Consider the following 16,452-nt stretch of genomic DNA (forward strand, 5'->3'; position numbering starts at 1 on the left):
ATCAGGCGCCCAGGGCCTGGCGCAGACGCGCTTCGAGCTCGGCGGCGTGCAAATCCTGGCCAATCAGCACCAGGCGGGTGGTGCGCGGTTCATCGGCACGCCAGGCGCGGTCGAAGTGTTTGTCGAAACGGGTACCGACACCTTGAATCAACAGGCGCATCGGCTTGCCGGGGATTGCCGCGAAGCCCTTGGCGCGCAGGATGCCGAACTCGACCACCAGTTGGGTCAGGGCGTCGAGCAGCAGGCTTTCGTCAGCCTCGGGCAAGTCGATGGAAATGGAATCGAAGGCGTCGTGGTCGTGGTCATCATGATCGTCGCCGTCGTGGTGCGAATCGTGGTGAGTACGACGCCCATCGATGTGCGCTTCAGACTCTGCCCCCACCCCCAACAGCACCTCAAGGGGCAGACGACCACTGCTCGCCTCGATCACTTTGACGGCCGCTGGCAGCTCCTCGGCGACCTCGGCGCGAACCTTGGCCAAGCCTTCGGCGTCGATCAAGTCGGCCTTGTTCAGCACTACCAGGTCGGCGCTGGCCAACTGGTCGGCGAACAGTTCATGCAGTGGCGATTCGTGGTCCAGGTTGGGGTCGAGCTTGCGCTGGGCATCCACCTGGTCTGGGTAGGCGGCGAAGGTGCCAGCCGCGACGGCCGGGCTGTCGACCACCGTGATCACCGCGTCGACCGTGCAGGCGTTGCGGATTTCTGGCCACTGGAAGGCTTGCACCAATGGCTTGGGCAGGGCCAGGCCGCTGGTTTCGATGAGAATATGGTCAAGGTCGCCACGGCGCGCCACCAGCTCGCGCATCACCGGGAAGAACTCCTCCTGCACAGTGCAGCACAGGCAGCCGTTGGCCAGCTCGTAGACGCGGCCGCTGGCTTCTTCTTCGGTGCAACCAATGCTGCATTGCTTGAGAATCTCGCCGTCGATGCCCAGCTCGCCGAATTCGTTGACGATAACGGCAATGCGCCGGCCTTGGGCGTTGTCGAGCATGTGCCGCAGCAAGGTAGTCTTGCCCGAGCCGAGGAAGCCGGTAACGATGGTGACGGGAAGCTTGGCCAGTGTTTTCATGTCTCGATGCCCTTGGCAGGATGGCGCGGGCATGCAGGACGAAAGCCTCAGGCCTATTGGCCGGGCTCGTTCGCCACCGGATCACCCCGCCCGGATTAAAAGTCGAAATCGCTACGAGGCAGGTCTCCTGGCTCGCACCGCTCCGGCGCCAGGCCGGTTGGATGACGCCTTCCCGCGCCGGGGCGCAGTGGCTGTGTCGATCCTGTCCAGTGCTTACAGTTGCGGGGGCAGCCGCGGCTTGTACCGCGTTCCCGTCTTAGCTGCGCCTACAGGCGCAGAACCTCGAAGCGGCAAGGCTACGCATCACGGCTATAAGCTGCAAGTAGATACGCACCTAGATCCCGTGGGAGCGGCCTTGCCCAGCGATGAGGCCAGAACAAACGACAGCCAATCGTCCCTGAACAGACCAAAAACAGCCGACTTTGCTAGCCATCGCATCGCTTACAGCTTGTAGCCTGAAGCTCAGGTGTGGTTTGCTAGCGCCTTGCGTTCAGGTGCCCCCACGGGGGTGAAACGGGAAACCGGTGCGTCGCAGGCTCTTCATCCAAGCCCACGACAATGCCGGTGCTGCCCCCGCAACGGTAAGCGAGGAAGCGTCTTGACCACTGTGCCGAGTTGTCTGGCATGGGAAGGTGACGCCTCTGCTGGAGCCCTGCTCCACCTCGCAAGCCCGGAGACCGGCCTGCCTACGTAGCAATGAACACCCCGCGGTGGGCGGGCGCTGTCGCATGTCCCTGGGCGAATCACGTCCGGGGCTGCCGCGCTTGCCCGTTGCCTACAACAAGCAGAGGAAAGCGTCATGCCCATCACCAGCGCCAAGCACAGCATCGCCACCCCCATCAGCCTCAGCCAGCGCGTGATCATCGCCGCCGGCGCCAGCCTGCTTGGCCTGTGCCTGATCTACTTTGCCGGTTTCTCGCACATCGAAGCGGTGCACAACGCTGCCCACGACACCCGCCACAGCGCCGCCTTCCCTTGCCATTGAGTAGTCTCGCATGATCAAGCGCATTGCCCGTACCGCTGGCTTCAGCGGCCTGCTTGCAGCCCTGTTGCTGACCCTGCTGCAAAGCGTGTGGGTCAGCCCGCTGATTCTTCAAGCAGAAACCTTCGAAACCGCAGCGCCTGCCGAGCAGCATGAGCATGCCGGCGAAGCGCACGCACCTCATGAACATAGCGCCGAGGCCTGGGCGCCTGAGGATGGCTGGCAGCGCGTGCTGTCGACCACGGGCGGCAACCTGGTGGTCGCGGTCGGCTTCGCGCTGATCCTGGCCGCGCTGTACAGCCTGCGCGAACCCAACCGGGTGAGCACCGGCGCGCTGTGGGGCCTGGCCGGTTTCGGGGTGTTCTGCCTGGCGCCGACCCTGGGCCTGCCACCTGAGTTGCCGGGCACTGCTGCGGCCGATCTTGGCCAACGCCAGACCTGGTGGATCGGCACTGCCGCCGCCACTGCCACGGGCCTTGCGCTGATCGTGTTCGCCCAGCACTGGCTGCTCAAACTGGTGGGGGTGCTGCTGTTGGTGGTGCCACACGTGATCGGCGCGCCGCAGCCAGAGGTTCATCAAAGCCTCGCCCCTGCGGCGCTGGAAACCCAGTTCAAGATCGCCTCCTGGCTGACCAACGCAGCGTTCTGGGTGGCCCTTGGCCTGCTCAGCGCCTGGTTGTTCCGCCGCTCCCGCCAGGCCTGATGCCTAGCGCCCCTGCCCTGCCGGTGCTGTATGCCGGCTTTGGCTGTCGCCAGGGCTGCTCGCGGCAGCACCTTGAAACCCTGCTGCGCCTAGGCCTGGCACAGCTGCAACTGCCGCTGGGCGCAGTGCAGGGCATCGCCAGTATCGAGCTGAAAGCCGACGAGCCTGGCCTGGTTGACTTGGCCAGGCAACTCGCGCTGCCTTTGCAGGTGTTCACCCCGGTGCAGCTGCAACGCTTCGAAGCGCAACTGTCCCATCGTTCCACTGCAGCCTTCACCCACAGCGGCTGCTGGGGCGTTGCCGAAAGTAGCGCCCTGGCCCTCGCTGCCCAGGCCCATGGCGCTGCGCGACTGGTACTTCCCCGGCAGATTCTCGGCGGCGCTACCCTCGCCTTTGCCAGTGGCCGATAATCGCGCCTATTTCATCTGCAAGGATTTTCCATGACGGTCTACTTCATCGGCGCCGGCCCCGGCGACCCGGAACTGATCACGGTCAAAGGCCAGCGCCTGATCCGCCAGTGCCCGGTGATCATCTACGCCGGCTCCTTGGTACCGGCCGCCGTGCTCGAAGGCCACCGCGCCGAAACACTGATCAACAGCGCCGAGCTGCACTTGGAGCAGATCATCAGCGCCATCCGCACAGCCCATGCCAAAGGCCAGGATGTGGCCCGCGTGCACAGCGGCGATCCAAGTCTGTATGGGGCCATTGGCGAGCAGATCCGCTGCCTGCGCGAGCTGGGCATCGACTACCAGATCATCCCGGGCGTCACCGCCACCGCCGCCAGCGCCGCCCTGCTCGGCTGCGAACTGACCTTGCCTGGGGTCGCCCAGACCGTGATCCTCACCCGCTACGGCGACAGCTCACCGATGCCCGCTGGCGAGCAACTGGCGGACCTGGCCCGGCACGGCAGCACCTTGGCCATCCACTTGGGCGTCAAGCACTTGCCACGGATCGTCGCCGAGCTGCTGCCGCACTATGGCGCCGACTGCCCGATTGCCGTGATTCATCGGGCCTCCTGGCCAGATCAGGACTGGGTCCAGGGCACGTTGCAGGACATCGTCGTACGCGCCTCGGCCAAGGACTTCCGGCGCACCGCACTGATCCTGGTTGGCCATGTGCTGGGCGATGCCCCCTTCAGCGACTCGGCCCTGTACCGGGCCGGTCACGCCCACCTTTATCGTCCTGGCAACTGAGCGTTGCCAGGCGCGCGGCTGGCGTAGCAGACTGCGGTTTACCTCGCCCACCGGAGTCATGCCCATGCTCGAGCTACGCCCCAACTGCGAATGCTGCGATGTCGACTTGCCCGCCGAAAGCACCCAGGCGCTGATCTGCTCATTCGAATGCACCTTCTGCCAGGCCTGCGCCGAGCAGCGTTTTCAAGGGCGCTGCCCGAATTGCTCGGGCCAGCTGCTGGCTAGGCCCAGCCGCGTCGGCACGGCGCTGAGTAATAATCCCGCTTCGACGCAACGCATCGTAAAACCGCACCCCGCCTGCGCCTGATCCCTACACGCTACGGTGAGCCAAATCGCTTGCCGGGGCGTGCAAAACCGCTCTTTTTTGTAGGCTTTTTCAACAGACCCTCCGCGTTTTTTCAACGCACCTATACTCGCCATTACCAAGGATTCTGAATCGACGTATCTTGCGCGCTGCCGGGCAGGCCCTACAGACGTATTCCTGGGTGATTCAGGAAACGGACTAAATTTCCGACAGGAGTTTCCCAATGACAACCGTGCTGATGGTCGATGACCACCCAACCGTAAGGATGGCCGTAGGCATGTTGCTGCAGCGTGAACGTTTCCAGGTGATCGGTGAGGCCGGCAACGGCATAGAAGCGGTCCAACTAGCGCGCAAACTCTCGCCCCAAGTGGTGATTCTCGATATCGGCCTGCCGGGCCTGGACGGAATGGAAGTGATCAAGCGTTTGCAGTTGCTGGAACCTGCGCCAAAAATTCTGGTGCTGACCGGACAACCCGCCGATCTCTACGTACGCCGCTGCCTGGATGCAGGCATCGCCGCCTTCGTCAACAAGGATGAAGACACCGAATCTTTGGTGTTCGCCCTCAAGGCATTGGTCAAGGGTTATTCGACCTTTCCGCAGATGTCGGTCAACAGCAACTCGCTGGAAAACGAAAACGTGCGCCTGGGCAGCCTCTCCAACCGAGAGATGGAAGTTCTGCGTCGCTTGAGCCGAGGCGAAAACAACAAGTCGATCGGCGAACGCATGAACCTCAGTACCAAGACCATCAGTACCTACCGCGGAAGGATCATGGACAAGCTCAAAGCCGAATCGCTGGTTGAGATGGTCGACCTTGCCAAGCGCAATAACGTCAACTGAACCTGCGCACATGATCAGGGGCGCTCTACTGGCAATGATGCTGGCGGTCAGCCTCGCCACGCCGGCCCATGCCGAAGGCGAAGTCCGCCAGCTACTGGCCCGCTCGGCGAGCGCGGCCCCGCCGCTGGTGCTGGATCAGCAAGATCGTGACTGGCTCGATAAGCGCAAGGTGTTGGTGCTGGGCAGCTCTCGCCCTGATTATCCGCCTTTTGAAATCAACATTGATCAGGCCGACTATGAGGGCTTGAGCGCCGATTACGCGGGATTGATCGCCGAACAGCTGGGCATTCCCATCGAGGTACGGCGCTTTCCCAGCCGCGAGGAGGCAATCGCCGCCCTGCATGAAGGACGCATCGATCTTTTGGGCAGCTCCAATGCCTTCGAAGCGGTCGAGGCCCAACTGAGCCTGAGCCAGCCGTATGCCGATGACTTGCCGGTGATCGTCAGCCGCCAAGGGCATACCCTCAATCAGAGCAACGCGCTCGCCGGCCTGCGCCTGGCGATGGTCGATCACTACCTGCCAACCGAAATGGTCCGCGCGCACTATCCCCAAGCGCAGCTGTCGCTCTATCGCTCGACCCTGGCAGGCCTGTCGGCTGTGGCACTGGGCGAGGTGGATGCCTACCTGGGCGATGCCATCAGCACCGACTACTTGATCGGCAAGAGCTACCAAGGGCAGATTCGGGTAGATCACTTCTCGCCCCTGCCTGCTGAGTTCTTTGCCTTTGCCTTGGCCAATGAAAACACCCAGTTGCGCCGTTTGGTGGATGATGCGCTCGACAGAATCACCGACAGCGAACGCCTGAATATTCTGCGTCGCTGGAGCAGCGGCAATACCAGTCTGCTGATGCAGCGCCGGGTGGCGGCGCTGACTACCGCCGAACAAGAGTGGATTACCCGCCACCCGGTGGTGCGCGTGCTGGTCAATCCCTCCCTGGCACCACTGACCTTCAACGACAGCCAGCAACGCCCTACCGGCATCACCATGGACCTGCTCCGGCAAATCAGCCTGCGCACCGGCCTGCAGTTCAATTGCGTTGAAGTCGACTCGGTGCAGGCAATGGTCGAACAGGTCGCCCAAGGTGAGGCGCAGATGATCGGCGCCTTGGGCTATGGCGGCGACCGAGCCGCCCGCCTGCGCTACACCCCCCCCTACCTGGTCAGCCCGCGGGTCTTGGTAACCCGCGCGGATATGGCGTGGCCGGCAGGTTCGCGCTCGCTGGAAGGCAAGCGGGTCGCGTTGATCCGCGGTTCGCCCCAGCGCGCCTTGCTCCAGGCCCAGTACGCCCATGCCCGCTTCGTCGAAGTGAACACCCCACTGGGCTTGATGGAAGCGGTAGCCAATGGTGAAGCCGATGTGGCCCTGAGCAGCCTGATCAATGCCGGCTATTACATTGGCCAGGTGTTCAAAGGCAAGCTGCGAATTGCCGGCCTGCAAAGCGACGATCCAGCGAGCGCTTCGTTCGCTGTCGCACCCGAGCTGGTCGAGCTGCAAAGCATCCTCAACAAAGCCTTGCTCAGCATTCCCCCCGACGAGATGGACCAACTGGTCAACCGCTGGCGCAGCAGTACCCTGGTCAGTGACAGCCCGTGGCGCAATTACCGCACCCTGGCTTTGCAGGTATTGATCCTTGCCGCGCTGCTGCTGGCAGGCGTGGTGTTCTGGAACAGCTACCTGCGCAAATTGATCCATCAACGTACCGAGGCTCAAGGTGCACTGCAGGCCCAGTTGGCACTGAGCCGCGGCCTGCTCGAACAACTGCGCCAGGCCAAGGACGACGCCGAACAGGCCAGCCAGACCAAAAGCACCTTCCTGGCCACCATGAGCCACGAAATCCGTACGCCGATGAATGCGGTGATCGGCTTGCTGGAGTTGGCATTGGAGGACGCTCAAAATGGCCAAAGCGACCCCCACACCTTACAGACTGCGCATGACTCGGCTGTCGGCCTGCTCGAGCTGATCGGCGATATCCTCGATATTTCCCGCATCGAATCCGGTCACATGACCTTGCAACCAGCACCGACCGACCTGGTCGACCTGGTTCGCGCAACGGTACGGGTGTTCGATGGCAATGCCCGCATCAAGGGCCTGCACTTGCGTACCGAGCTGCCCGAGCAGGCACTTTGGCTGCAGGCCGATCCATTGCGCCTCAAGCAAGTGCTGTCCAACCTGCTGAGCAACGCGATCAAGTTCACCGATCGCGGTGAAATTCTGGTACGCCTGTCGGCCGCTACTGGGCAAGCCAACCAACCCGTACAGGTCACACTCTGCGTGCAAGATAGCGGCGTGGGCATCAGCCCGGCCGACCAGGCCAAACTGTTCAATAGCTTCGCCCAGGTAGACGGTCCACGTGCGCGCCAGGGTGCAGGTTTGGGTCTGGTAATCAGCCGCACCTTGGCCGAACTGATGGGCGGCAAGTTGACCCTGCAAAGTGTCGAGGGCATGGGCACCAAGGTCGAGGTGACGCTGCAACTGACAACCGCCCAGGCGCCTGCCGAGGTCGAGCCAGCCGAAGCTGAACCCATCGAGCAGGGCGGGCCGCTGAACATTCTGGTGGTTGACGACTACCCAGCCAACCTGCTGTTGCTGGACAAGCAGCTCTCCACTTTGGGCCATCAGGTGACACTGGCCGAGCATGGCCAGGCGGCGTTCGGCCTCTGGCAGACCGGCCAGTTTGACTTGGTGATCACCGACTGCAGCATGCCGGTGATGGATGGCCATGAACTGACGCAGCGCATACGGGCCGCGGAAAAACTCACTAACCGCCCTCCTTGCCGGATCCTCGGCGTCACCGCCAATGCCCAGGTCGAAGAGCGTGAACGCTGTCTGGCCAGCGGCATGGACGACTGCCTGTTCAAGCCTATCGGTTTGCAAACCATCAAGGCGCACCTGCCTGTGGTCCAACCGCCTGAGGCAGAGCCTGGGTTATGCAGCAGCGGCTTTAACCTCGATGAACTGCGCCACCTGACCCAGGATGACGCCACCTTGATCAGACGCCTGCTTGAGCAGCTGGCACAGAGCGCCAGCGAAGACCTGCAGGGCTTACGCGCCTTAGGCCCGGCACCGCGCGAAGACGCTGTGCGGACCTTGGTGCACCGGATCAAAGGCGGAGCAAAGATGCTCAAAGTCAGGGGCGTGGTGCGCGACTGCGAAGCCGTGGAACAGGCCATCAGCCGCCACGAACCCACCTCGAAACTGCTCCAGCGCCTGGAGGCAAGCCTGCAGACGCTGCAACGAGAGCTGCGCGAAAACCTTAATGCAATTGCAACGTCGAGCTGATCTGGCTGATGGCATCGACCACATGCCGCGATCCCTGTTGAATTTCCTGGATCACCGTACCCGCCTCGTTGGCCAACGCTACCCCGCGCCCAGTGCGCGACAGGCTCGACTGCATGCTGGCCACCGCAGTCAGCGACAGGTCGTGGTTCTGACGCACCACATCAACGATCTCCAAGGTAGCCTTGCTCGTGCGCGCCGCCAGGCTGCGCACCTCGTCAGCGACCACAGCAAAGCCACGACCGTGTTCGCCTGCACGGGCCGCCTCGATCGCTGCGTTGAGCGCTAACAGGTTGGTCTGATCAGCGATACCCCGGATGGTCAGGACAATCTGGCCAATCACTTCCGACTGCTTACTCACCGCATCGATAGTGCGCGCGGCATCGCTCAACTCCTGGGAAATCTGCTCGATCACCTGCACTGTCTGTTGCACCACATCGCTGCCTTTGCGGGCACAGGCGTCGGTCTGCACGGAACTGGCATGGGCGGCGTCGGCGGCACTCTGCTGGGTGCTGACCTGAGCCGTGATATCACTGGCGAACTTGACTACCTTGTACAGTCGGCCCTTGTTGTCGAAGATCGGATTGTACGAAGCCTCCAGGTACACCGTATCGCCGCGCTTGTTGACCCGTTCAAAACGATGGGAGTGGTACTCGCCGCGGTTCAGAGAGGCCCAGAACTCCCGGTACTCAGCCGACTCGCGCTCATGCGCCAGGCAGAACAAGCCATGATGGCGACCGACGACTTCTTCGAGCCGATAGCCCATGGTGTCGAGGAAGTTCTGGTTGGCCTTGATCACCCGGCCTTGCGGGGTGAACTCGATGACCGCCATCGAGCGACCGATCGCCTTGAGCAGGCTTTCGCTTTCATGCTCCTCCAGCACCCGCCGGCTGATATCGGACGCCACCTTGATCACACTGGTAACCTGTTGGCGCTCATCGAGCACCGGCATGTAGCTGGCTTCCAGCCACACTTCGCGGCCAGCCTTGTCGACCCGCTCGAAGGTGCCACTGATCGCCTTGCCCTGGCCCAGCTCACGCCACAGCTGCTGGTACTCGGCAGTTTTGGCATAGGCCGGGTCGCAGAACAGGCGGTGATGTTTACCGCTGATCTCTTCAGCGCTGTAACCCATGGCTTTGCAGAAGTTATCGTTGGCGCCGAGGATGGTGCCGTCAGGGGCGAATTCGATCATGGCCATGGAACGGCTGATCGCCGCCAACTTCGCCTCCATACCCGCCAAGGCCTGGCGGCAACGCTGAATCTCGACGAGGTCAGACTTGCGATGATAATCGAACATGACGCCGGGCTCCTTCATCCATGGGATGCCCTGAGCATAGATCGACGCCGACGCCATGCAAGCAATCTGCTATCACTTTAGGATTAACCGTGCGCCGCGTGAAAGGGCTGCAACGCAGCCCCAACGAAGTAGAGCATGCGCATCAGCTGCTCTCGCGCACCATCAACTCGAAGCCCAGATCCTGCTGCTCACTGGCCACGCGCTTGCCATCGAGCATGGCCAGCAGCGCCTGCGCCGCCGCCCGCCCGACTGCAGCGCGGGGCGTGCGAATCGAGGTCAAGGGCGGGACCATATGCGCTGAGGCCGGCAGGTCGTTGAAGCCGACCATCGCCACCTGGCGCGGCACCTCGATGCCTTGGCGCAATGCCTGCAAGACTGCACCTTGAGCCAGGTCGTCGTTACAGAAGAAGATCCCGTCGACATCCGGCGCCTGGGCCAGCAAGCGGCTAAACAACTCCCCGCCCAGGCCAATCGACGACGGCTGCGGCGCCAGCACTTCCAGCTCAGGCGCCTGCATGCCGGCTTCAGCCAAGGCCTGGCGGAACCCTTCGGCACGCTGCAGCACCCGCGGATCGAGCTGCGCAGCGATGAACGCCAGACGCCGCCGACCGCGTTGGATCAGGTGCCGCGCGGCAGCGCGCCCGGCCTGTTGCTGCGAGAAACCAACCGACACCGCGCCCGCCTCACCACCGAGCTCCATCATGTGCACACAGGGCACACGGCTGGCGGTGAGCATTTGCCTGGACGCTTCGCTGCGATCAAAGCCAGTGAGTAGCACTCCACAGGGTTGATAAGCCAGATAGTTGCGAATCAGGTTCTCTTCTTCGGCAATATCGTAGTGATAGTTACCGATCAGCACTTCAAGGCCGCGTGGACGCATCACCTCATGGATGGCTTCCAGGGTGTCGATGAACAGCTGGTTGGACAGCGACGGAATCAGCACCACCACCGAGTGGCTACGCGCCGAGGCCAGCGCCCGAGCCGCTGGGTTGGCGATATAGCCCAGGCTGGCGGCAGCGCTGAGGACCTTTTCCACCAGTTCTGGGGCCACGGTACTGACGCCGCGCAAGGCGCGGGATGCGGTAATGGGCGATACGCCGGAAAGCCTGGCCACTTCAGCCAGGGTCGGGCGACCTGTAGTACGGGAGCCGGTGCGGGACATGGATGTTGTAATTTTACTACTTGCCAGGATAGGGAACGGCCACTAAGGTAGCGCTGTCCCAGGACACAGGCAATGTAATCTTCGCTAGCAAGCCTGTGTCCAACGGCCATACTGCGTTAGACAAGACTAATAACACCCGGGAGGGTGGCGCCCGCAATCACTCCTTGCCAGAGCTGAGACAGCGCTATCTTACCCCGCAGGAGGTACTGATGAACTCTCCCCTGTCCGCGATTGTGGTAATGGGCGTGGCCGGCTGCGGTAAAAGCAGCATCGGCGCCGCTATTGCTGCGCGAAGCGGCGGCCGCCTGATTGAAGGCGATGCCTTCCACCCGGCCGCCAATATCGAAAAGATGAGCGCCGGCATCCCCCTGGACGACGACGACCGTGCCGGTTGGCTGATCCGCCTGGGTGAAGAGCTGCAGGCCACGCTCAAATCCGGCGAACGGCCAATCCTCACCTGCTCTGCGCTCAAGCGCCGCTATCGCGATGCCCTGCGTCACGCTGTGCCGGACCTGGGCTTCGTGTTCCTCGAGCTGACCCCTGCCGAAGCCGAAAAGCGCGTGCTCGCCCGACCTGGCCACTTCATGCCGGCCAGCCTGATCGAAAGCCAGTTTGCCGCCCTTGAGCCGCCCCATGGCGAACCCCTGACCTTGCCGCTGGACGCTACCCGCCCCGTCGCTGCCTTGGCTGAAACCGTCAATGACTGGCTAAAGCCCTGCGGTGAGCGGACATTGGCGCGGACCGCCTGAGCGGGCGGTTTTTCCGGCTCACCAAAGACAGCGCTACCCCGACGCTTCATGGCGTCTACAGTTGCACCAATGCTCCGCCTAAAAACAAAGACAAGACCGAGGCTCATGAACCATGTTCGGACTGGCTACTGATACCTTCCTGCTACTCGATGCCCTGGTGACCATCATCGGGCTCATCCTGCTGATCACCCATTTCAAGGTTCACCCCTTCGTCGCCCTGACCCTGGCCGCAGGCTTTCTCGGCCTGACCTCAGGCATGCCGGTGGCTAAGGTCATGAAGTCGTTCCAGGACGGCTTTGGCGGTGTGCTCGGCTTTGTCGGCATCGTCCTGGCGCTGGGCACCATGCTCGGCAAGCTGATGGCTGACTCTGGCGGTGCCGACCAGATCGCCCAGACCCTGATCCGCGCCTTCGGCAAACAGAAGGTGCACTGGGCAATGATGTTCGCGGCCTTCCTGGTGGGCATCCCACTGTTCTTCGAGATCGGCTTCGTGCTGCTGATCCCACTGGTATTCATCGTCGCCCGCCGTTCCGGGGTGTCGCTGGTGAAGATCGGTATCCCGCTGCTGGCCGGCCTGTCGGTGGTGCACGGCCTGGTGCCGCCGCATCCGGGGCCGTTGCTGGCGATCGGCATCTTCCACGCCGACATCGGCAAGACCATCTTTTACGGCCTGCTGGTGGCGCTGCCCACGGCAGTGATCGCCGGGCCGCTGTTCGGTAACTTCATTTCCCGCTACATCCCCGGCAACCCCTCCCAGGAACTGATGGACCAGATCGCCAAGGAGTCCGACCAGCGCAACCTGCCCAGCTTCAGCGTTACCCTGATCACCGTGCTGCTGCCGGTGGTGCTGATGCTGCTCAAGACCTTCGCTGACGTGGTGCTGCCCGCCGAGCACATCGTGCGGCAGTGGATGGACCTGATCGGGCACCCAATCACCGCCCTGCTCGCCGCCCTGCTGCTGGCGTTCTACACCTTCGGCTCGGCCCGCGGCTTCTCGCGCCAACAAATCATGAAGATGCTCGACCAGAGCCTGGCGCCGACCGCCGCGATCGTGCTGATCGTCGGCGCTGGCGGCGGTTTCAAGCAGATGCTGGTGGACACTGGCGTGGGCAACGTGATCGGGCAAATGGCCGTGCAGGCAGAAATCTCGCCGATCATGCTGGCCTGGCTGGTGGCGGCGGTGATTCGCATCGCTACCGGTTCGGCAACCGTGGCGACGATTACCGGCGCCGGCATCGTCGCGCCAGTGGTCGACCTGGTGCCCGGGGTCAACCGCGAACTGCTGGTACTGGCCACCGGCGCCGGCTCGCTGATCCTCTCTCACGTCAACGATGCAGGCTTCTGGCTGGTCAAGCAGTACTTCAACATGACCGTGGCCGAGACCTTCAAGACCTGGAGCATGATGGAAACCATCCTTTCGGTGGTGGGCATCATCTTCATCATGCTGTTGGCCCAAGTGGTGTGACCGTTGATCGGGGTGATGGCACCCCGCTCCATCGGGCATGGCCCAACTGAGGTAGAAGCCTGGCGAACGTCTTCGCCCCCATGATGACGTTGGTCCAGGCAGCCTTTCTCGAAGCAAAGGAGCCTGCCCATGAAACACGCCCTGCTACTTGCAGCCCTGCTCGCCTCGCCCTTGGCCCTGGCAGCAGGCACCGGCACGACCCACCCCGACGACCCCCACAATCCGGCACCTCAGCCCGGCGTCGATAGCACCTTGAACCCGATCGAGACGCCGGTGCCGCGCGATACCGATCCACGGATCCAAGGTAACGACCCAGACAGCCCGCCCGCCGAGCGCAATGAAAATCGCGATCTGCCTGGAATGGGTGACACCGGCTCAGAGGGGACCGGGCGCCAGGGGCAAGGCGGCAGCAGCAAGCCCTGACTGACCCGGGCCGCTGGCATCACCACTGACGCTTGTCTGGACGACTCAGGCCAAGCTTTTCGATCTTGTAGCGCAGCATGTCGCGCGAGAGCCCCAGCAGGCGCGCCGATTTGGTCACGTTCCAATCGGTGCGATCGAGCGTTCGGCACACCAGGTCACGCTCCATCTCCGGCAGACTGGTACCTGGGTCGGGCTCATGGCGTGGCGCTTCATAGGCGCTGAGCATGGGCTGCGGCTGCGCCTGGGGCTCATCGATCAAGGTCAGACACAAGTTCAACTGATGCGCAGCTATCACTTCGGACGGCGCCAGCAACACCGTTTGTTCAAGCATGTTGCGTAGCTCGCGCACGTTGCCCGGCCAGCTGTAGCCAAGCATCAGCGATTCGGCCTCGGCCGAGAAACGCAGGTTGGGCTTGCCATAGCGGCGCCCGTGATGGGCCAGGAAGTGCCGCGCCAGCAGCAAGATATCCTGGCCGCGCGCATACAGCCTGGGCACCTTGAGGGCGATGATGCGCAGGCGGAAGAACAGGTCGCGTCGAAACTTGCCCTGTTGGACCATCTGTTCCAGGTTGCAGTTGGTGGCACTGATCACCCGCAGGTCGACCTTGCGCTCCTTGACCGCGCCAATCCGGCGAATGCTGCGGTCTTCCAGCAGTTTGAGCAGCTTGGCTTGCAGCACCAGGTCCATCTCACCGATCTCATCGAGGAACAATGTGCCGCCATCGGCGGCCTCGACCAAGCCTACCCGCCGCTCCTTGGCGTCGGTGAAGGCGCCTTTCTCATGGCCGAACAGCTCGGCCTCAAGCAGGTTGGCCGGGATCGAGGCACAGTTGAACTCGATGAACGGGCCCTTGCTGCGCATGCCATCAAAGTGCAGGGCGCGCGCCACCAGCTCTTTGCCGGTTCCGGTCTCGCCCTCGATCAACACCGGCGGCAGGTCATCGCTGGCCATGCGCCGTTCGGCATCGAGCAATTGGCGCAGGGTGTGCTTGAGGTTGTGCATGGGCGCCGACTCGCCAATCAGCGCCTGCAGGCCAGACTTTTGCGCCTCGCGCTCTTGATAGAACGACAAGGTGCGCTCCATCCGCTCGGTGGCCAGGGCCTTTTCCAGCATCAACTTGAGCTCTGCCAGCACCACCGGCTTGGTCAGGTAATGAAAGGCGCCTTCTTTCATCGCCAGCACGGCATCTTCGACATTGCCGTAGCCGGTCATCATGATCACTTTGAGCTCTGGCGCCTGCGCCACCAGATTTCGCAGCAGGTCGTGACCACTCATGCCCGGCAGCGAATTGTCGGTGAGCACCGCGTCCGGCTGGGCACGACTGATCTGCTCCAGGGCCAGCTCGGCGCTGTGGCAGACCGTCACTTCGAACCCCTTGAGGTTCAGGTAGGTGCGGATGTTGTCGGCGAGGATTTCGTCATCCTCGACTACCAGGATGCTGTGCTCCATGGTGCTCTCCCACTGCAATATTGAAGATCAGGCAGACCCGGGTTCCTTCCTCTTCGCGACTGCTCAGGCTGACCGAGCCGCCAAATCGTTCCATGATCCGCTTGACCAGGACCAACCCCACCCCCAGGCCGCCCTGCTTGGTGGTGAAGAACGGCTTGAACACCATCCGCTCCTGTTGCTGGCTCATGCCCTTGCCGGTGTCGCTCAGCAGCAGTTGCACCTGCTGCCCTTCCAACTCACTAAGCTGTGCGCTGAGCCGACCACCCTTGGGCATGGCTTCCACGGCGTTGGCGAACAGGCTGTTGAGAATTTGCGTCAGTTGCAACGACTGGCTGGCCACCCAGTACTGCGCCGCACCCTCGTAGCTGAACTGCACGCCGTTGCGCTCGATCTGCTGGGCGAAGGCCAGGCGGGTGTCTTCGATGGCTGCCACCAGCTCGACCGGTTCTGCTTCGTCACTGGTTGGACGCAGTGATACCAGCAGGTCACGCACCCAGCGCGACATGCGATCAACCTGGCTGATGATGTCGGCAATGTTCTTGCGTGCCGGCTCGTTGGCGATGTCCTGGGCAAGTTCGGCACTGGAGCGGATATTGGCCAGCGGGTTGCGCAAGCTATGGGCCACCGCCGAGGACATCTCGCCCAGCGCCACGTAGGTCTCGCTGGCGACCAAGCGCTCCTGCTGGTGATGCAGCATGCCGGCGGCGCGGCGCACGATCCAGAACAGACCGAAATAGATCAGCGCCCCACCGACCAGGGTCGAGGCCCAGATCAGCACGTAGCCGCGCTGGATGCGGCGGATCAAATCGACCGGTTCCTTGTAGATTTCCACCATCGACAAGACCTGCTCGCCTTGGCTGTCGAACAAGGGGATGTAGTTCTCGATGAACAGGTATTGCGGTTCACGCTGGAATTTTTGCTCCTCGCGGTCTTCTTCGGCCTTGTGATAACTGGCCGAGACCGGTTTGCGCGAGCGAAATGCGTGGTCCAGGTCACTGTCGACTTCGATGCGTTTGCCGATCAGTTGCGGGTTGGTCGACCAGACGATCGTCCGGTCGTGGGCATAGACATTGGCCAGCAAGGTGTCAGGCAGGTGCTCGACGTGATCGAGAAACTCTTCACGGGTGGACTTGGCCAGCGCCGCCGGTACCTGCAGGTGCTGATCGTCCAGGCGCGGGTCAAGTAGTTCGCCCATGGTGGTGCCCGGTGGTAGCTGCGAGTGGCGCACTTCCGCCTGGGCCATGGCCTGGATGAACTGAGCGGTGAGCATGGCATCGCGCTCAACGCTGTCACGCACCACAAACCGGGTCGAGACATAACCCAGGCTGCCTGCCACGGCGGTGATGATCAGCAGGCTGATCAGCGAGAACCAGCGCAGCAGATTGAACTCGCGCAGCGGCACGGCCAGCCCACTGGAGGGCGTCGAAGACTTGTCTGGCGCAGTGTTTTCCAGCGTCTGCATCGTGTAGTTCCCGCCTTGAACTGCTACCGTGCGTAACAGGGTGATATCACTTTGCTGCTAGCCTTGCAGCGGCCGCCG

The 16,452-nt window shown here is 62.7% G+C and carries 15 protein-coding genes, 1 pseudogene and 2 riboswitches; of the genes and pseudogenes, 10 read left to right on the forward strand and 6 right to left on the reverse strand.

Translation table 11 applies throughout. The annotated features are described in order from the left end of the window. Position 1: 1 nt before the first annotated feature. Positions 2-1,069, reverse strand: a complete 1,068-nt coding sequence (gene cobW, locus ACI2JX_RS16920) for a cobalamin biosynthesis protein CobW (protein ID WP_404690558.1) — start codon at positions 1,067-1,069, stop codon at positions 2-4. 99 nt (positions 1,070-1,168) lie between these two features. Further along, a riboswitch (cobalamin riboswitch) is annotated at positions 1,169-1,369 on the reverse strand. Between the two features lie 175 nt (positions 1,370-1,544). Then, positions 1,545-1,770: riboswitch (cobalamin riboswitch) on the forward strand. 98 nt (positions 1,771-1,868) lie between these two features. On the opposite strand from cobW, the gene ACI2JX_RS16925 reads away from it, so the two are divergent. The 7 genes from ACI2JX_RS16925 to ACI2JX_RS16955 all read left to right on the forward strand — a co-directional run bounded on the left by ACI2JX_RS16925 (position 1,869) and on the right by ACI2JX_RS16955 (position 8,369). Next, a complete protein-coding gene (locus ACI2JX_RS16925) occupies positions 1,869-2,054 on the forward strand; it encodes a CbtB-domain containing protein (protein WP_186554322.1) in 186 nt (61 codons plus the stop codon). A 10-nt stretch (positions 2,055-2,064) separates the two neighbouring features. Beyond that, a complete protein-coding gene (locus tag ACI2JX_RS16930) occupies positions 2,065-2,754 on the forward strand; it encodes a CbtA family protein (protein ID WP_404690559.1) in 690 nt (229 codons plus the stop codon). 17 nt (positions 2,755-2,771) lie between these two features. After that, complete coding sequence (locus ACI2JX_RS16935) at positions 2,772-3,164, forward strand: cobalamin biosynthesis protein (RefSeq protein ID WP_404690619.1); 393 nt, start codon at positions 2,772-2,774, stop codon at positions 3,162-3,164. Positions 3,165-3,194: 30 nt separating this feature from the next. Then, positions 3,195-3,947 carry a precorrin-4 C(11)-methyltransferase gene (gene cobM, locus ACI2JX_RS16940; RefSeq protein ID WP_404690560.1) on the forward strand — a complete coding sequence of 251 codons (753 nt, stop codon included), beginning with the start codon at positions 3,195-3,197 and terminating at the stop codon, positions 3,945-3,947. Positions 3,948-4,011: 64 nt separating this feature from the next. Next, the gene (locus ACI2JX_RS16945; protein WP_264232596.1) at positions 4,012-4,254 is read left to right on the forward strand and encodes a DUF1272 domain-containing protein; all 243 of its coding nucleotides are present in this window, start codon (positions 4,012-4,014) and stop codon (positions 4,252-4,254) included. A 220-nt stretch (positions 4,255-4,474) separates the two neighbouring features. Next, positions 4,475-5,089 carry a response regulator gene (locus ACI2JX_RS16950; protein ID WP_404690561.1) on the forward strand — a complete coding sequence of 205 codons (615 nt, stop codon included), beginning with the start codon at positions 4,475-4,477 and terminating at the stop codon, positions 5,087-5,089. 13 nt (positions 5,090-5,102) lie between these two features. Then, positions 5,103-8,369: a transporter substrate-binding domain-containing protein gene (locus ACI2JX_RS16955; protein ID WP_404690620.1), complete on the forward strand. Its 3,267-nt coding sequence runs from the start codon at positions 5,103-5,105 to the stop codon at positions 8,367-8,369. Here the strand turns inward: ACI2JX_RS16955 and ACI2JX_RS16960 are convergent. The 3 genes and pseudogenes from ACI2JX_RS16960 to ACI2JX_RS16970 form a co-directional block, all read right to left on the reverse strand. Continuing rightward, entirely contained in the window at positions 8,344-8,838 is a 495-nt protein-coding gene (locus ACI2JX_RS16960; protein WP_392467266.1) for a methyl-accepting chemotaxis protein, read from the reverse strand. The two genes, ACI2JX_RS16955 and ACI2JX_RS16960, sit on opposite strands and share 26 nt — an antisense overlap. A gap of 42 nt (positions 8,839-8,880) precedes the next feature. Beyond that, a pseudogene (locus ACI2JX_RS16965) lies at positions 8,881-9,720 on the reverse strand (PAS domain-containing protein); the annotation flags it as partial. An 85-nt stretch (positions 9,721-9,805) separates the two neighbouring features. Next, on the reverse strand, positions 9,806-10,825 hold the full coding sequence (locus tag ACI2JX_RS16970) for a LacI family DNA-binding transcriptional regulator (RefSeq protein WP_264232593.1): 1,020 nt from the start codon (positions 10,823-10,825) through the stop codon (positions 9,806-9,808). Positions 10,826-11,034: 209 nt separating this feature from the next. On the opposite strand from ACI2JX_RS16970, the gene ACI2JX_RS16975 reads away from it, so the two are divergent. The 3 genes from ACI2JX_RS16975 to ACI2JX_RS16985 all read left to right on the forward strand — a co-directional run bounded on the left by ACI2JX_RS16975 (position 11,035) and on the right by ACI2JX_RS16985 (position 13,462). Then, complete coding sequence (locus tag ACI2JX_RS16975) at positions 11,035-11,574, forward strand: gluconokinase (RefSeq protein ID WP_264232592.1); 540 nt, start codon at positions 11,035-11,037, stop codon at positions 11,572-11,574. 112 nt (positions 11,575-11,686) lie between these two features. After that, positions 11,687-13,039, forward strand: coding sequence for a GntP family permease (locus tag ACI2JX_RS16980; RefSeq protein WP_186554314.1), 1,353 nt, complete (start codon positions 11,687-11,689; stop codon positions 13,037-13,039). Positions 13,040-13,168: 129 nt separating this feature from the next. Then, complete coding sequence (locus ACI2JX_RS16985) at positions 13,169-13,462, forward strand: hypothetical protein (protein ID WP_264232591.1); 294 nt, start codon at positions 13,169-13,171, stop codon at positions 13,460-13,462. Between the two features lie 19 nt (positions 13,463-13,481). On the opposite strand, the gene ACI2JX_RS16990 is transcribed toward ACI2JX_RS16985, so the two are convergent. Together ACI2JX_RS16990 and ACI2JX_RS16995 are read right to left on the reverse strand one after the other, a co-directional pair. Continuing rightward, entirely contained in the window at positions 13,482-14,912 is a 1,431-nt protein-coding gene (locus ACI2JX_RS16990; RefSeq protein ID WP_264232590.1) for a sigma-54 dependent transcriptional regulator, read from the reverse strand. Then, positions 14,881-16,374 carry a sensor histidine kinase gene (locus ACI2JX_RS16995; protein WP_368972205.1) on the reverse strand — a complete coding sequence of 498 codons (1,494 nt, stop codon included), beginning with the start codon at positions 16,372-16,374 and terminating at the stop codon, positions 14,881-14,883. The genes ACI2JX_RS16990 and ACI2JX_RS16995 overlap by 32 nt, the downstream gene beginning before the upstream one ends. Positions 16,375-16,452 lie beyond the last annotated feature (78 nt).

It is taken from the genome of Pseudomonas sp. NPDC088890 (assembly GCF_044900155.1).
Lineage (GTDB): Bacteria > Pseudomonadota > Gammaproteobacteria > Pseudomonadales > Pseudomonadaceae > Aquipseudomonas > Aquipseudomonas urmiensis.

Coding starts and splice junctions, on each gene's coding strand:
- ACI2JX_RS16985 (WP_264232591.1), top strand. CDS start 13,169: ATGAAACACGCCCTGCTACTTGCAGCCCTGCTCGCCTCGCCCTTGGCC.
- ACI2JX_RS16980 (WP_186554314.1), top strand. CDS start 11,687: ATGTTCGGACTGGCTACTGATACCTTCCTGCTACTCGATGCCCTGGTG.
- ACI2JX_RS16930 (WP_404690559.1), top strand. CDS start 2,065: ATGATCAAGCGCATTGCCCGTACCGCTGGCTTCAGCGGCCTGCTTGCA.
- cobM (WP_404690560.1), top strand. CDS start 3,195: ATGACGGTCTACTTCATCGGCGCCGGCCCCGGCGACCCGGAACTGATC.
- ACI2JX_RS16975 (WP_264232592.1), top strand. CDS start 11,035: ATGAACTCTCCCCTGTCCGCGATTGTGGTAATGGGCGTGGCCGGCTGC.
- ACI2JX_RS16950 (WP_404690561.1), top strand. CDS start 4,475: ATGACAACCGTGCTGATGGTCGATGACCACCCAACCGTAAGGATGGCC.
- ACI2JX_RS16925 (WP_186554322.1), top strand. CDS start 1,869: ATGCCCATCACCAGCGCCAAGCACAGCATCGCCACCCCCATCAGCCTC.
- ACI2JX_RS16990 (WP_264232590.1), bottom strand. CDS start 14,912: ATGGAGCACAGCATCCTGGTAGTCGAGGATGACGAAATCCTCGCCGAC.
- cobW (WP_404690558.1), bottom strand. CDS start 1,069: ATGAAAACACTGGCCAAGCTTCCCGTCACCATCGTTACCGGCTTCCTC.
- ACI2JX_RS16995 (WP_368972205.1), bottom strand. CDS start 16,374: ATGCAGACGCTGGAAAACACTGCGCCAGACAAGTCTTCGACGCCCTCC.
- ACI2JX_RS16970 (WP_264232593.1), bottom strand. CDS start 10,825: ATGTCCCGCACCGGCTCCCGTACTACAGGTCGCCCGACCCTGGCTGAA.
- ACI2JX_RS16945 (WP_264232596.1), top strand. CDS start 4,012: ATGCTCGAGCTACGCCCCAACTGCGAATGCTGCGATGTCGACTTGCCC.